The organism is Mycoplasmatota bacterium (genome assembly GCA_018394295.1).
Classification (GTDB): Bacteria; Bacillota_I; Bacilli_A; order Haloplasmatales; family Haloplasmataceae; genus JAENYC01.
Genome location: CP074573.1, coordinates 1,695,410 through 1,711,141, shown reverse-complemented (window position 1 = coordinate 1,711,141; position 15,732 = coordinate 1,695,410). Strand labels below are relative to the sequence as shown.

General features: G+C 28.4%; 13 protein-coding genes and 1 other RNA gene. 12 read left to right on the top strand and 2 right to left on the bottom strand.

All coding sequences use genetic code 11. The annotated features are described in order from the left end of the window. Positions 1–87: 87 nt before the first annotated feature. The 3 genes from KHQ81_07835 to KHQ81_07825 are packed head-to-tail and all read left to right on the top strand — an operon-like array spanning position 88 to position 3,469. Positions 88–1,848 carry a CvpA family protein gene (locus KHQ81_07835; GenBank protein ID QVK16824.1) on the top strand — a complete coding sequence of 587 codons (1,761 nt, stop codon included), beginning with the start codon at positions 88–90 and terminating at the stop codon, positions 1,846–1,848. Between the two features lie 5 nt (positions 1,849–1,853). Then, positions 1,854–2,840: a hypothetical protein gene (locus KHQ81_07830; protein QVK16823.1), complete on the top strand. Its 987-nt coding sequence runs from the start codon at positions 1,854–1,856 to the stop codon at positions 2,838–2,840. 47 nt (positions 2,841–2,887) lie between these two features. Next, positions 2,888–3,469: a hypothetical protein gene (locus KHQ81_07825; GenBank protein ID QVK16822.1), complete on the top strand. Its 582-nt coding sequence runs from the start codon at positions 2,888–2,890 to the stop codon at positions 3,467–3,469. Between the two features lie 36 nt (positions 3,470–3,505). Here KHQ81_07825 and KHQ81_07820 read toward each other — a convergent pair whose 3' ends face one another. Together KHQ81_07820 and recU are read right to left on the bottom strand one after the other, a co-directional pair. Beyond that, positions 3,506–6,211, bottom strand: coding sequence for a PBP1A family penicillin-binding protein (locus KHQ81_07820; GenBank protein ID QVK16821.1), 2,706 nt, complete (start codon positions 6,209–6,211; stop codon positions 3,506–3,508). Further along, complete coding sequence (recU, locus tag KHQ81_07815) at positions 6,204–6,788, bottom strand: Holliday junction resolvase RecU (GenBank protein ID QVK16820.1); 585 nt, start codon at positions 6,786–6,788, stop codon at positions 6,204–6,206. The genes KHQ81_07820 and recU overlap by 8 nt, the downstream gene beginning before the upstream one ends. Positions 6,789–7,024: 236 nt before the next feature. Here recU and rnpB point away from each other — a divergent pair. The 9 genes from rnpB (at position 7,025) to KHQ81_07770 (ending at position 15,618) form a co-directional block, all read left to right on the top strand. Beyond that, positions 7,025–7,406, top strand: an RNA gene (gene rnpB / locus KHQ81_07810) — RNase P RNA component class B. A gap of 143 nt (positions 7,407–7,549) precedes the next feature. Then, positions 7,550–8,161, top strand: coding sequence for a CDP-diacylglycerol--glycerol-3-phosphate 3-phosphatidyltransferase (gene pgsA / locus KHQ81_07805; GenBank protein QVK16819.1), 612 nt, complete (start codon positions 7,550–7,552; stop codon positions 8,159–8,161). A 125-nt stretch (positions 8,162–8,286) separates the two neighbouring features. Beyond that, positions 8,287–9,318, top strand: a complete 1,032-nt coding sequence (gene recA, locus KHQ81_07800; protein ID QVK16818.1) for a recombinase RecA — start codon at positions 8,287–8,289, stop codon at positions 9,316–9,318. A 319-nt stretch (positions 9,319–9,637) separates the two neighbouring features. Then, positions 9,638–11,218, top strand: a complete 1,581-nt coding sequence (gene rny / locus KHQ81_07795; protein QVK19591.1) for a ribonuclease Y — start codon at positions 9,638–9,640, stop codon at positions 11,216–11,218. A 58-nt stretch (positions 11,219–11,276) separates the two neighbouring features. Then, on the top strand, positions 11,277–12,071 hold the full coding sequence (locus tag KHQ81_07790) for a TIGR00282 family metallophosphoesterase (protein ID QVK16817.1): 795 nt from the start codon (positions 11,277–11,279) through the stop codon (positions 12,069–12,071). A 178-nt stretch (positions 12,072–12,249) separates the two neighbouring features. Next, on the top strand, positions 12,250–12,510 hold the full coding sequence (locus KHQ81_07785) for a stage V sporulation protein S (GenBank protein QVK16816.1): 261 nt from the start codon (positions 12,250–12,252) through the stop codon (positions 12,508–12,510). 110 nt (positions 12,511–12,620) lie between these two features. Continuing rightward, complete coding sequence (locus KHQ81_07780) at positions 12,621–12,929, top strand: nucleotide pyrophosphohydrolase (protein QVK16815.1); 309 nt, start codon at positions 12,621–12,623, stop codon at positions 12,927–12,929. A 646-nt stretch (positions 12,930–13,575) separates the two neighbouring features. Beyond that, positions 13,576–15,048, top strand: a complete 1,473-nt coding sequence (locus KHQ81_07775; GenBank protein QVK16814.1) for a hypothetical protein — start codon at positions 13,576–13,578, stop codon at positions 15,046–15,048. 336 nt (positions 15,049–15,384) lie between these two features. Continuing rightward, positions 15,385–15,618 (top strand): hypothetical protein, encoded by a 234-nt coding sequence (locus KHQ81_07770; GenBank protein ID QVK16813.1) that lies wholly within the window; start codon positions 15,385–15,387, stop codon positions 15,616–15,618. Positions 15,619–15,732 lie beyond the last annotated feature (114 nt).

Genomic DNA, 15,732 nt, shown 5'->3' with positions numbered 1-15,732 from the left:
AACGCTTTTTAATAAAATTTACAATTTATAGAAATTGATTGAATGAAAGGGTTATGCTATAATTTAAAATAAGAAAAGAGGGATATAATGGAAATACATGTCGATTTTGATCTTATATTAATTGCGATTTTTATAACGATTTTTATTACGGGTTATATTCGAGGTGGAGGTATTGAATTGCTTCGGGTATTAAAGGTAGTCATCCCTTTTTTTGTTTTGTATTTTTATGGTGATGCTATCACTAATTTATTATTTTCTAATCAAAAAACAATTCAATTTGTCTATGCGATTTTGCCAGATATCGCCTATAGAAATACCATTGCCGCACTTTCATCCCAAATTGGTGTCTATATCATTGTTTACACATTTCTTGCCATATTTTTATGGCGTTTAGGAAAATTTGTTTTAGATGAACGAATTGAATATATATTTGGTCGTTTTAATTCAATTTTAGGAGGCATTTTTTCAGTTATTCGGATGTATATCATAATTTCTGTTTTTATCATCCCCTTTTATGCTTTAAATTTTACGAATTATTCTGATCCATTAACAAGTTTTGTTTTAGACCACCCACCTAATTTTTCTCGATTAGGACTATTGATTGACAAATCAAAACCAACCGTTGACAAATTTAATGAAGTCAGCGCAGCATTAAAAATTATGGATGTGAAAAGTTTAGAAAAATATACTTTACTTGTAAATGATGTGGAAGATTTTGTTGTTACTAATGAACACGATGCCTATTCCATTTATGAGCATTTAAAAAATAACGATTTAATCGAAGGTGAGTATACCCAATCAGAGTTTTTGTATTATTATGTAAATCATCGTGTTGAGTTCCGTAAGATGAATTTCTCTAATCAAAAATTAAATGAAGTAAATAGGAAGTTAAATCATACAGTTGAAGATTATGAACAGGTTTTTATTTGGGTATATGAGAAAAATATTTTAGATATGACCTCTAATGATCAAATTATTTCTAGTTTCATTGAGAATTATCCGCAAATTGCTGCTGATACTCATGATCAATTAACCGTTGAGATTTTATCAAAAATGAAATTAAAAACACAACTATATTTAATTTTAAAAAATTGGTTTATGGAAAGTTACCAAATAGAAATTCAAAGTGATTTTGATCTTTTAAATGATCAGAACTTGGCATTAATATTAGATGATTTTTCGCTTCATAAAGATCAATTGACTAAATCAATTAATCAAATGGATGCTAAAGATTTTGAAAAAGAAGATATTATTAAACAAATCGAGCGATTTTCTGATTTTCAACAAGAATATATTAAGACCTATAAACCTAAAATTAACTTATATGATCAAATATTAGATGATGTTTCATTTAAATATAAGTTAGCTTTTGCGATTATGAAAGAGAAGAAATTTAATCAAGTCGTAGATAGTGAAATGGAAGAGGATTCACTAATGTATCTATTTAGTTTAGATAGTTTAGATTTTATCAATTATTTTAGTCATGAGGATGACCAAATCTATTATGAAGCAGGTCAAGTCTATGTAGCATTGTTTTTAATTGATATTAAACCTGACCAGCAAATTGAAAAAATCACTTACGATAAAATGATAAAGAGCTTAGAGAAGTTTACAGTAAATGATGATTTATTTAAGAGAACCAAACCAGAAATTAATGAGATCATTAAAGCACTACTTATTAATCATAATGATCAATCATATATTGAATTTTTAATTGAAAGTGATTTGTGTGAAGAAGATTTAATTAATCAAATGGTTGAATCAAAAGAAATGAAATCAATTTTAACTGGTGAAAATTATATATTATTAAAAAATATAAATCAAAAAATACAATCTGAATTGAGTTGATAGTGATGAAATTTCATATATTAGATATTTTTCGTATTCGTAAAAAGTTTAAAGAGTATTCTTTAGACAAGAAAAGAAGTCAAGAATATCGGATTTTAAAAAATAAACAAAAAGAGTTTGTAAATTTACTAAATTCCTATCATCATATACAATATAATATTAATCCCTTTTTGTATGTGGGTACTAATCCAAAAGAAGTCGTTTATATTGAAGATATTAGGATTACTTACCAAGATTATTTTGAAGACACACAACCAGTTCTTTATATTGTCAGAAATCCATATATCAAAGTGAAGCAGAGAAAACAATTAGTCAATGAGATTATTAAAAAATGGGAGTATGATTATTATAAAGATATTGATAGTAAGCTTAAACGGATATTAGAACAAGCATCATTTATACCAGTGAAAAGAGTAGAAAAGATTAAAAATAGACGAATTAACGCTTATATGGCATGTGCTTTGTTATTTTTAATTTTATTGAGGCAATATTCTTTTCTGCAAGTTATTCCATATGTTGGACCAGCTTTTACTAAAATCAATCGCTTGTTAATTTATACCCGTTATTACAATATCGCTTCAATAATTGTTTATTTGTCTATCGTGATATCAATGTACTTAATTATTGTTAAAGTTTATTTCGACAAGGTTTTAAAATTTGGATTATCAGCGAAAGGTTTTTTAATAAAAGAAAGAGATCGTATGTTGAAAAAGTTTAAACCAAACATAAAAAAAATTAGAAAACATTTATATAAACTCACAAAGTGTGTTAAAGTTGAGGAAAAATATCAAATAAATGAATTGTTCAATTCGAAAATAATTGTTAAAAGAATTCAACGATATGGGAGAAATGTGATTAATCGAGTAGGAATTTTTACTTCTTACTACAAAGAGATTCTATTAGTTAGTAAAATATTGAGATTAATTCATTTTGGACTCATTATCTATTTAATTATCTCTTTATTTCTTGTTAATAATATTGCCTTTTGGTAATAAGTTTAAAAATATGGTTTGAATAAAAATTGAGGGGGAAAGTTGTTATGAAAAAACCAAATTATCTATTACCTATTCTTTTTATTATAGTGGGAATAATGGTTTTAATAGTGAGTATTTATTTTGATATAAAAAAAATATCTGTTGATAATCATTATCTAACCATCGATAACTCAAAAACAGTTTACTTATATGAAGGAGATTATATCGTGTTTATTGATACTCCACAAGTTGCTCACGTGAGTTTACAAGATAATCTTGTAACCATTAGTTCTTTTTCTGAACAATATACATTTGAATTTGTCGTTAAAGAAAAGGTAACGAATCAAATAATCACTGTAGAGAAGATTAAACCAAATACAAAGTTTGAATATAATAATAATCAGGGTATTCTAAAAATTAAAATTAACCAATCAGGTTATTATCTTATAGAATCGCAAAAAGATAGTGATCAAAATTTTGGAAGTATATTATTAATTAGTAATGTTTTTAATAACATGCCATCAATATTTATAGCTTTTGCGAAAGTAATTGCTATTTGTGGAATTACTGGTATTAGTGCTTTAATTTCATTTATAATTATTTATCGTAAAAGAAAGAAATATGATAATGATAAATATATTCGTTGAATCTAAAAAATATCACCAATTATTGGTGATATTTTTTTAAAAGATAGAATTAATACTAAACAATGGATTTATGCTTATATTACTATCACTTTTTAGTCTGTTTTTATATATTGAATAATCAGCTTGGATTGAAAAGGAGTCATAATGTAAGAAATTATCTAAGGACATCAATAGACTAATTTCTTCTTCATAGGGTCCTTGATATAACACTTCCTTTTGAAAACCAATATGTCCAATTATTTGATATTCAATAGAACCTAAATTACTATATAAGCCATTACGATAGCCATTCCAAACTCTATATCCACGTAGAATACTAATTTCACCTTCACTTAATATGTTTATATCCTTATCTCTTAATATGAGACTAATTTCATATTTTTTTAATGCTTCTAATAAAGATATATAATTGTTTAAGGATTGTTTATTATATATTGGACACAGAGCAGTTATTTTATCTTCACTTTGACAATAATCATTATAAATATTTTGTATTTTCTCTAAGGATAGAAAAGAAGGATGAAAATTGTCATTGGCTTTATAAAACTCTCTTTGTGTTTTATTTTTATGATAATCATAATAATTTTCAATTGAATGTATCTTTTCCATCAATTTAAAATCATCCCGTGAATAATCGGTTCCATATTTTTTCCATTTAAAGACTAATTTCGAGGCTTGATCATCATAATAAACAATAAAATTCTTTGGCATTTCTAATGGTTTAAATTGATGAGATTTTATAGTTGGTTCCGTTCCTTTAATAAATAAATCTTTTATTTTATACATATTTGGCGTATATTCATTTGGTAGACTTAGTGGATAAGTGTGTGATTCTATCTCGACTTCAATAATGTTATCAGGTCTTACAAATGCTTTACTATCGTTACGATTGATATGAACTTTATCCATTAGCCGTTTAAACATTTCTAGAGATAGTTTTGCTTCAGTAGGTGTTAGATAAGTTGATTCTTCAATCTTATCATAACCAAGCCAAACAGCAGTTGTATATTTTGTGGTATAACCAATAAACCAGGAATCTCTAACACTATTACTTGGAAAATCATAGTTTTTTCTTGTTTCTTCATTATAATTTGTTTGTCCTGTTTTTCCAGCGATATTCAAATCACTAACATTTGCTTTTGTCGCGGTACCTGTCATCATATTATCATGTAAGATATGAGTCATTAAATAAGCTGTGTCTTCTCTCATAGCAACATGACTTGTCCGTTGATATTTAATCGTTTCATTATCTTTTATAATGTAGTCAATTGTTGTAGGTTCATTGTATGTACCACCATTACCAAACGGGGCATAGGCTGCAGCCATTTGTAAAACAGTAAATCCATACTGATAGCCACCTAGAGCATGTGCTTCAGTAATAGTCTCATCTGTTGAGATGCCTAATTTATTAGCAAATTCATAAGCCTTTTTACTTCCTACTTCACGAAAGGCTTTAATTGCAGTTACATTGCGGGAATCAATGATTGCTTCTCGCATCGTTAAATAACCTTTATATTTTTTATCATAATTTTCTACTGCAACAAAACGGCTACCAATTGTATTATAATATATTTTTTCATCTAAATAGGGGTGAGCAGGAGAATAATGTAAATACTCAATTGCTGGTCCATAATCCAAAATTGGTTTTATTGTTGAACCAGGTTGTCTTCTGGCATCAGTAGCATAATTAAAAGACAATGAACCACGATAGTTCCTTCCACCACCAATCCCACGAATGATACCTGTTGCAGTTTCTAATATGACAATACCCGTTTGTGTTTTTTCATTAGGGTGTAAAGATTCATCGTTTTCAATTTCATAAATCTTGTTTTGAATAGATGGGTCTAAATAGGTGAAAATTTTTAAGCTATCATTAAATGGGTCTAGATGATATTTATTTTTTAGTTCAAATATAACTTGATCAATATACTCATAGTACTTTTCATCTTCAGGATGACTCGTTTGTTCAACAACTAAATCTGTAATTGGTTTTTTAATTGCTTTATCTAATTCATCTTTTGAAATATAATGATTATTAAATAACGCATAAAGTACAATAATTTGTCTGTTTTTTGTTATATCAGGATTGATATATGGATTGTAACGATTCGGACTTTGAACCATACCAGCAAGTAAAGCAGCTTCTTCATAGTTTAAATCTTTTGCTTGTTTATTAAAATAATATTTACTTGCTTTTTCAACACCGTATATCCTACCACCAAATAAAACACGATTTAAGTAAGCTTCAATTATTTTTTCTTTTGAAAGCCTATTTTCTAGTTCTACACTTATAAACATTTCTTTTATCTTTCGATCTAATGTTTTTTCATTTGATAGAAAGGATAATTTAACTAATTGCTGAGTAATCGTACTAGCCCCTTCTTTATAACGATAGGATTTTATATTTTCAACTAAAGCAGCTAATACACGTTTATAATCAATTCCTTGATGAGAAAAAAATCGTTCATCTTCAATTGAGGTTAAAGCATGTACCATATTTTCAGAGATTTCCTCATAGCTAATGACATCTCTTTTTTTTACACCTAATTCTACAATAAGTCTATGATTTTGATCATAAACTTTTGTTGATTCCTCAACATATATTTGATTGATGTCAAGGCTAGGTAATGCTTCAATGATTTTATTTACTTTTAAATAGGTATAGCCTAAAACAGAAATCATTCCTAAAACAATTAATATCGCAATTGTTTTTAAAACAGAGAAGAAGTATTTTTTATTCATGTGAAAAATACACTTTATCGACTGTTTTTAAATAGTCGATTGTGAAAATACACTTTTCTGTCATTTCATGACCTTTTTCCATAAAAAATTTAATACTCAATGATTTACGCCCATCATTTATAAAATTTTCATAAGCATCAACCATTAAGGTTCCGTCTAATAAAAAGACTTTTTGCAAAGACGTAAATTTAACAATAATAAATGCGATGCCACCTAAATTAATCACTTGTTTGATGTGTTCAATTTGATGACTGTGAATATTTTGTAGGGGGAATGCAGTTTTACTTGAAATTTCTTTTGCTTCAAAATCGATATATTTTTGGCGATAGATACCATTATAATCTGTAGTTGAAGGTGCCTGGAAGTAGGCTTCTCTAATAACAGCTTTTTGTCGCCTTGGATAATCAACTTTTACAATTTGAACAGGGGTTGGTTTCTTGTGTATTAAAGCAATATTATGTGCTTTGTAGTATTTATTTGAAGAATTCAGTTCATTTTCAAGTCTCATTCCTCTGTGTGAATAGTCAATATTTTGATTAGTTGATATACGTTTTTTTGTTGGATAATTAATACTCATATAAATCACCACCTATTTAATATTATCAAATTTTTATGGAAAAAGCGTTAATTTTATTAGAAATTTTCTGTTTTTTAATTAAAAAGTCTGCGATATTTCCGTTATAGTATTTGTCTAACCGCGTTAAATTATTTCATTTTGCTTATATCTCTCATATAATTTATTGAATAATGGATACATTTGCTAGTTAACAATTGTTGACTAAATTTTAAAAAATAGTATAATATAATATTGTAGTATTCGGGTAATCGCATTGAAGTTTTACTTTAATGAGGAAAGTCCATGCTCGCACAAGCTGCGATGCTTGTAGTGATCGTGCCTAATGAAACAATAAGTTAGGGAAGCAATTTACTTTGCTTACGGCTGGGAAACTACCTAAACTTTTTTACAAAGCATGGTAGAATTACCTATAAAAGTGCCACAGTGACGAAACTAAAAAGAAATTTTTAGTGTGGAACGATGGTAAACCCCACGAGCGAGAAACCCAAATTTGGTAGGGGAACTTTTGTTGAGAAAATGAACTTAAACAAGAGACAGATTTCTGTAGATAAATGATTACCGCCGGAGTACGAGGAGGCATCCGTTATAGTACAAAGGTACAGAACATGGCTTACATGAATACTATATATGCTTTTTCTTAACATTAAATACTCTCCTAATGGAGGGTATTTTTTATAATAGGGAAAAAAATAAAGTTATCATGTTGAAAATGCTGTATTTGTGTTATAATTTAAATGAAAATAATTAAGGAAGTGATTTTTATGAATTTGCCTAATAAATTAACTTTATTTAGAATCTTTATGATTCCTTTATTTGTTATTGTATTTTATATCCCAGTTTTAAATCAAACTATTTCTGTATTAAATCATGAGATTACCTTAGCAAATATCATTGGGATTATTATTTTTGCGATTGCTGCCTATACCGATAGATTAGATGGACAAATCGCTAGAAAGGAAAATCTTGTTACGACCTTTGGAAAGTTTATGGACCCCTTAGCAGATAAATTACTTGTTACTGCAGCGCTTTTAATAGCGATTGAACTACGACTCATGCCAGCGTTTATTCCTATATTAATTATTTCAAGAGAATTTATGGTGACGGGTATTCGTTTACTAGCAATTTCAGAAGGGAAAGTTATCGCTGCTAGTCCGTTAGGAAAATTAAAAACTGTTTCTCAAATTGTGTTAATCATCGCTCTATTTTTATTTGATTTAAAACCTGATGGAATTCACCAATATATGATGTTTACACAATATGGGGTTTTAAATATAATAATTGATATATTAATGACGATTGCAACACTCCTAACTTTAATATCTGGTTATGATTATTTACAAAAAAATAAAAAAATCATTTTTCTAACAAAATAAACAAAAAAACGAACAAATGTTTTAAAAATGATTGCTTTAGTATCTAAAATAATGTAAAATAGAAGATGTAAACATAAAGAATATAACGTATAAATAAATGACCTTAAGTTTAGGAGGAAAAATATATGGGAAATAATAATCGCCAAGCAGCGCTAGATAGTGCATTAAAACAAATTGAAAAGCAATTCGGAAAAGGTGCTATCATGAAATTAGGTGCTGATGCCAATAACGCTATAGAAGCTATTTCTTCTGGTTCAATTGCTTTAGATGCAGCATTAGGTATTGGTGGATTTCCACGTGGAAGAATCATTGAGATATATGGTCCTGAAAGTTCAGGTAAAACAACTTTTGCATTACATGCGATCGCTGAAGCACAAAAAATCGGTGGAAACGCTGCATTTATTGATGCTGAACATGCATTAGATCCAACTTATGCAAGAAAATTAGGTGTTGATATTGAAAATTTATTATTATCTCAACCTGACACAGGGGAACAAGGACTAGAAATAGCGGAAGCATTAGTAAGAAGTAATGCGATTGATATTATTGTTGTCGATTCAGTGGCAGCACTAGTGCCAGAGGCGGAAATTGAAGGTGAAATGGGGGATACCCATGTTGGGCTTCAAGCACGCTTAATGTCACAAGCTATGCGAAAATTAGCAGGAGCTATTAGTAAATCTAAAGCTATCATAATATTTATTAATCAGATTCGAGAGAAAGTTGGCGTTATGTTTGGAAATCCTGAAACAACGCCAGGTGGTAGAGCCTTGAAGTTTTATTCTACGATTCGTCTAGAAGTACGTCGAGGAGAACAATTAAAATTAGGAACAGATATTGTTGGTAATCATGCAAGAATAAAAGTTGTTAAAAATAAAGTAGCTCCACCATTTAAGACAGCTGCAATTGATATTATGTATGGAGAGGGAATATCTAAAGAAGGTGAAATACTTGATTTAGGTGTTGAATTTGACATTGTTGGAAAAAGTGGTGCTTGGTATTCTTATAATAATGATAAAATTGGTCAAGGTAGGGAAAATTCTAAGCAATTTCTAAGAGATAATCCTCTCATTTGTCAAGAAATTGAACATTTAATTCGCGAAACTTTAAATATTAACACAGATTCTGCAACAAATGACAATGAAAAAGCAGATTCTTAAGACATAGTTTATTATGATACCTATAGAGTAGATTCTATAGGTATTTTTTTATAAATTTATTATCAAATGATAATAATTAAAGATTTTTTATTTAATGTTTAGGATTTTTATAATTCAGATAATTTTTAAAATAGTGGCTAAAATAAAGTTTAATATCTCATAATAAAGGTATGTAATCTTGATAATTACAAATTTTTTGGAAAATGTTTGGTTGTTTTTAAGCCAATCGTTATTTTATCTTGACTTGATGTAAAAAAAATGTAAGATATAATTGTATGTAGAATACATTTTGTCCAACTGTGCGTACCTTTCAAAAAATATGGAGGTGTACCATTTGAAAGATCAAGGAGTTTTAATCATCTCTATTTTGTTAGCAGCATTAGTTGGAACGTTAATTGGATATTTTATTAGAAGTTATTTTTACGAAAATAAAATAGCTCGTTCGAAAGAAAAAGCCCAACAAATTATTGATGAAGCAACAAAAGAAGCAGAAAGCAGAAAACGTCAAACCTTAATTGAAATTAAGGAAGAACAACACAAGATTAAAATAGAAACTGAACGTGAATTAAAAGAAAGAAAGGCAATTGTTTTAGAACTTGAGAAAAGAGTAACTAACCGAGAAGAGAGTTTAGATAATCGACAAAAGTCGATTACAAGAAGAGAAGAACAATTGTCTTACAAAGAAGAAAAACTTGAAAACAAAAGTAGTGAATTAAAACAAAAAGAAGAAAAAATTATTGAGAAGTTGCTTGAACAAGATAAATTATTACAAGAAATCTCTGGTTATACAAAAGAACAAGCCAAAGATATTTTAATGCAAAAAGTTCAAGAAGAAATTTCTATGGAAATTGCTCAATATATTAAAGATGAAGAAGAAAAAGCTAAGTTTGAGGCCGATAAAAAGGCCAAAGGATATATCTCACTCGCTATTCAAAAATATGCTTCTGACATGGCAAGTGAAAAAACTGTATCCGTTGTAAGTTTACCTGATGATGATATGAAAGGACGTATTATTGGTAGAGAAGGTAGAAATATCAGAACAATCGAAACATTAACAGGTGTAGATTTAATTATTGATGATACACCAGAAGCGGTCGTTTTGTCATGCTTTGATCCAATAAGACGTGAGGTTGCAAAATTAGCACTTGAAACATTAGTTCAAGATGGACGTATCCATCCAGCGAGAATAGAAGAAGTTGTCGAAAAATCAAGACGTGATGTGGAAGGTCGCATTAGAGATCTTGGTGAAGAAGCAGTATTTGAGACAACCATTGGAAGATTGCATCCAGATTTAGTAAAATTGTTAGGTCGCTTAAATTATCGTACAAGTTATGGGCAAAATGTATTAAGACATTCAATAGAAACAGCATTTATTGCAGGTAAGTTAGCAGCAGAAATTGGAGAAGATGAAGTTTTAGCAAAACGTGCAGGATTACTTCATGATATCGGAAAAGCTGTGGATCATGAAGTAGAAGGAAGCCATGTTGAAATTGGTCACAAAATTGCGCAAAAATATCGAGAAAATCCTGTTGTTTTAGATGCAATTGCTTCTCACCATGGTGATGTAGAACCAAAATCAGTTATTGCATCTCTTGTTGCTGCAGCTGATGCTTTATCTGCCGCACGACCTGGTGCAAGAAGTGAATCATTAGAAAATTATGTAAATCGTTTAGAAAAGTTAGAAGAAATTTCAAATTCGTTTGAAGGTGTCGATAAATCTTATGCAATTCAGGCTGGACGTGAAGTTCGTGTACTAGTAAAACCTGATAATATTAACGATTTAGAGATTCATCGTTTAGCTCGAGATGTTAAGAAGAAAATTGAGGATCAACTTAATTATCCAGGAACTATAAAAGTAACAGTCATTCGTGAAACAAGAGCAATTGAAGTTGCTAAGTAGTTATAAAGTGGGGTTAATTCCCACTTTATTTTTTATAAAATAGAAAGTAGATGGTAAGATGAATATTCTGTTTATTGGTGATATCTATGGATCACTAGGACGTTCAACAGTTAAAAAGTATTTGCCGAAAATTAAAAATCAATATTCGATTAATTTCATTATTGCCAATGGTGAGAATGCAGCTCATGGTAGAGGAATAACAGAATCAATGTATAAAGAGTTTCTTGAACAAGGAATTCAAGTAGTGACCATGGGAAATCATACCTTTGATAATCGGGATATTTTTAATTTTATTGATAATACTAAAAATTTAATTAGACCAGCGAATATGGATAGTTCTGTACCTGGAAAAGGTTATAATATTTATAATTATAATAATTATAAAATCGCTGTTATTAATCTAGGTGGTAGAACTTTCATGACTCCAATGAATTGCCCATTTCGAACTTTTGATGAAATATATGAAAAAGTTAAAAATATAACCCCTAATATTATAGTCGATTTTCATGCGGAAGCAACAAGTGAAAAAATTGCTTTAGGTTATTATGCTGATGGAAGAGCATCTGCTGTTATCGGAACTCATACACATGTAACAACTGCAGATAATAGAGTTTTGGAGAAGCAAACAGCTTATATAACAGATGTTGGTATGACAGGACCTTTAAATGGGGTTATCGGTGTTAGTAAAGAGGGGGTTATTAATCGTTTTATTAATGGATTACCTACTCGATTTATTCCTGTTGAAGATGGTGATGTTCAATTTAATGCTGTTTTACTATCGATTAATGAAAAGACAGGAAAAGCACAAAAAATTGAAAGAATTAATTACATAGAAAAGAAATTAAGTGTATAAAAAATATTTTTATACACTTATTTTTAATTATTCGACAAAATTCGAACATATTTTAATGTATAATAAAATTACATTATGAATATGCTAATTAAATTAGAAATAATTAGATATATGTCATAATAATATATGACATTGAATATACTTTCAATGTAATAAAAAATATAGGAGGTTATTCACTATGGAAGTATTAAAAGTTTCATCAAAATCTAATCCAAATTCTGTAGCTGGAGCATTAGCGAACTGTTTCCGAGAACGCGGAGTGGTTGAAATCCAATCTATTGGTGCTGGTGCACTTAATCAAGCTGTCAAAGCAATTGCTATCGCACGTGGGTATGTGGCGCCAACGGGGAAAGATCTAATATGTATTCCAGCATTTGCTGACATAATGATTGATGGCGAAGAGAGAACAGCAATAAAATTAATAGTCGAAGCTCGCTAAATATATTCTGAAGAAAAGAGACTATCAAATAGTCTCTTTTTAGTTTTTTGTTAGTATTTGGTATAAGCAATATGATATAATGTACATAATTAATATGGTAGGTGATTAAGATGAATAAACTTGAAGAACTAATTAAAAAAATACATGATTTTACAGAAGAACGTGATTGGTTTCAATATCACAATGGCAAAGATTTGGCATTATCAATTGTATTGGAAGCTTCGGAGTTATTAGAAAATTTTCAATGGATTTCAAATGAAGAGGCATATCAAAAAAATATGCAAAATATTAAAGATGAATTAGCTGATGTTTTAATCTATTGTTTTCGTTTCGCTGATGAACATAACTTTGATGTTGAGAAGATAATATTAGATAAAATGAAAAAGAATGCGATTAAATACCCTGTAAATAAGAAATAATTAAGGAAATGAATATAAAATCATTTCCTTCTTTTTTTAGACTGTGTAATGTGAATTTACGGTCTGGAACAGGTGTTGACTGGAATATTGTCAGTGAATCTGAGATAGTCCTCATTGTAAAGGTTAAAGTAGATAGAATGAGTAAAGGTTTACTTACGTTCTTTAAATATAAGTTAATTTGTTACTTCTATCATGTGTTAAAAATTGGAGAAAAATGTGATATACTTATAATAGTCAAGAAAATTATGGGGGATTATATTGTGAAGACAAATAAACTAGATAAAATTATTTATGGTTTTTCAATTTTTTGCCATAATCAGCTTTTTTTTGAACAAAATTAATACAATTATGGGTTTCCAATATTATCATGAAAGTAATTACAATTTCATGATGTTTCCTTCTTTCTTAATTGTGTTTTTATTAGCTTATCTATTGACACTTTTTTTTCTAGTTAAATTAGTAATTATTGTTGAAATTTGTATATATGCTTTGAAAAAGTTTAACATTACAGTTTCTTATAGGAAAGTTGTAATTAAATATAAAAATATTGAATTATTATATTCATCAAATAAAAAATATTTAAATAATATGGTATTTCGTTGTTGAGTTCTTCTGCTTTTAAATAATAAATTTAAAGGAGAGAGAAATGATTAAAAAAATTTTAAAAAGGACATGGTTTTATATAGCCCTTGCAATTTCATTATTTATTGTACTTTTTTTTATAAGTAATCCAAAATCATACTGGAATAAAAGCATTATACTTGTGAATATAGTGTATATTTTATTTGCGATTACATTGCTCGTACTTCTATACAAAACACTTAAACATTATGAAAAGAGAAGTGAATTAATTAAATCTAAGTTAAAGTATATATTTTATATAACTTCAGTATTATCAATGATTTTATTTGGTGCATATTTTACTGTATTCATTGAATGTTATGTCGTTCCAAAACCTTCTCATTGTGAATACATTGACATGTATGGCTATCCTATTGAGAAGGAGTTCTCTTTTGATACATGTAACGTTGAACTAATAGATAAAAAATTTAATGAATCAAATCAACTAATTGAAATGACTTTGAAATATAAAACAAGATCAGAATTTCTAGATGGGTGGATTTTGGTAAGAGAATATCAAAATGAGCGATTAGTTAAATCTACTTTTAATATTACTACCACTGATTATTCAGATTCGATTTATTTTTGGAATGATTATAATGATAAGTACCTTTCCATTCCATTGAGTAATGATGTAAAAAGAGTATATGATTATTCTTATACAGAAAACTCATATGAGATTCTTAGAACAACTTATTCTCAATATGGTGACTTTATTGTCGCATCAGAATCTTTTGGTTTTAGATATGAATTTTTTGATGATAGAATTGAAAAATATTTACTTAGAGGTCAAAATTTCCTTATGGAAGAGGAAAATATAAGTGATGTTAATTTTCAGGAGAACTATATCCAATTCCAATTGAATCTCAGTGGAAAAGATTTTAGGTATAAGGGTATTACTAGAGATGACATATTAGATGATATTAGTCAAATGTACCATTTTGTTGACGGTTCGAGGGATGAATTTTACGATAGATTATGTGAATCATATTCATTAATAACAGATTCAAATCATGAATATTTCGGATATTATTTAGGATACACTAATTTTGATGAACTAATATATTTTAAAGACATACTATATCCCACCTCTATCTATGGTGATAAAGATAACTCAATAAATAGTTATGGAATGCTTGAATTCAATTATCATGAAGGTTATATAGAGTCGATTAATATAAGTTCATTTCAAGGAACTCACAAAAGTGAGTTTGAATATTTTAGAAAAGATAATAAGGTAATTTATATTGATGAGTTTTTTGATGGAAAACTAGTTCAGAGACATGTAATAAATGACTGGGGAGTAATTAAACAAGTGGAAACTTACTTTGTTGAGAATTACGGACCTGGATTTAAAGATGAATCGGATAATTATGGTTATTATAATTCCAATTATACTCCTATTTTAAAGGAGATTAGAGATTTTATAAACTATAGAGACTATAAATTCATTATTGAGCCGGTTAAAATTATTTCATATATGCAAAAAGAAGGTTAGCCATTTGTGTGGCTAATCCTCTCGATATTTATATCGAGATATTAGTAGTGTTAATATCGCAAAAAAGAAAATATATTGTCTAACTTAAGAATATATTAAATGTGATTTAGCTTGCAAAATGTAGAAAAACTGGATTTTGTAGAGTGATTAATTTATATTAGTAACTTTTATCTCAGGTTAAAACCCAACATCAATATATTTAATGAAGTTATGATAAGAAATTTATCTATGATCATCAAAAAGTATTTTTGAATTGAACTTTTTTTATTAACTTAAACTTGTTATACTTAAGTAAATAAAATAGGTGGAGATTATATAAGGAGGAAGGGTGAATATATGATTTTAGTTAAAATTAAGACGACAGGAGAAGTTAGGGTTTTAATAGGAACGGGTTATGGTGTATTTAAAGCTTATGGTCAAAAAGGATGGGGATCATTTCCTTCAACTTCTAAAGGAGAAAAATTCAAGATTGCAACTTGCGATAAGACTGGTTCAATAGAATGGATTGAGAGTGATTCATGTGAGGTTATAGAGGTAGATGGTATAGCAGTTCAAGATTGTATTAAGTAAAAAGATAAAACAACATGATTTATTGAATTCTTAGTAAATCATGTTGTTTTTTAATTAGTAAACGAAATTGATAATAAAGTAAGTGATAATTTAATTATTAAATTATTAAAATTA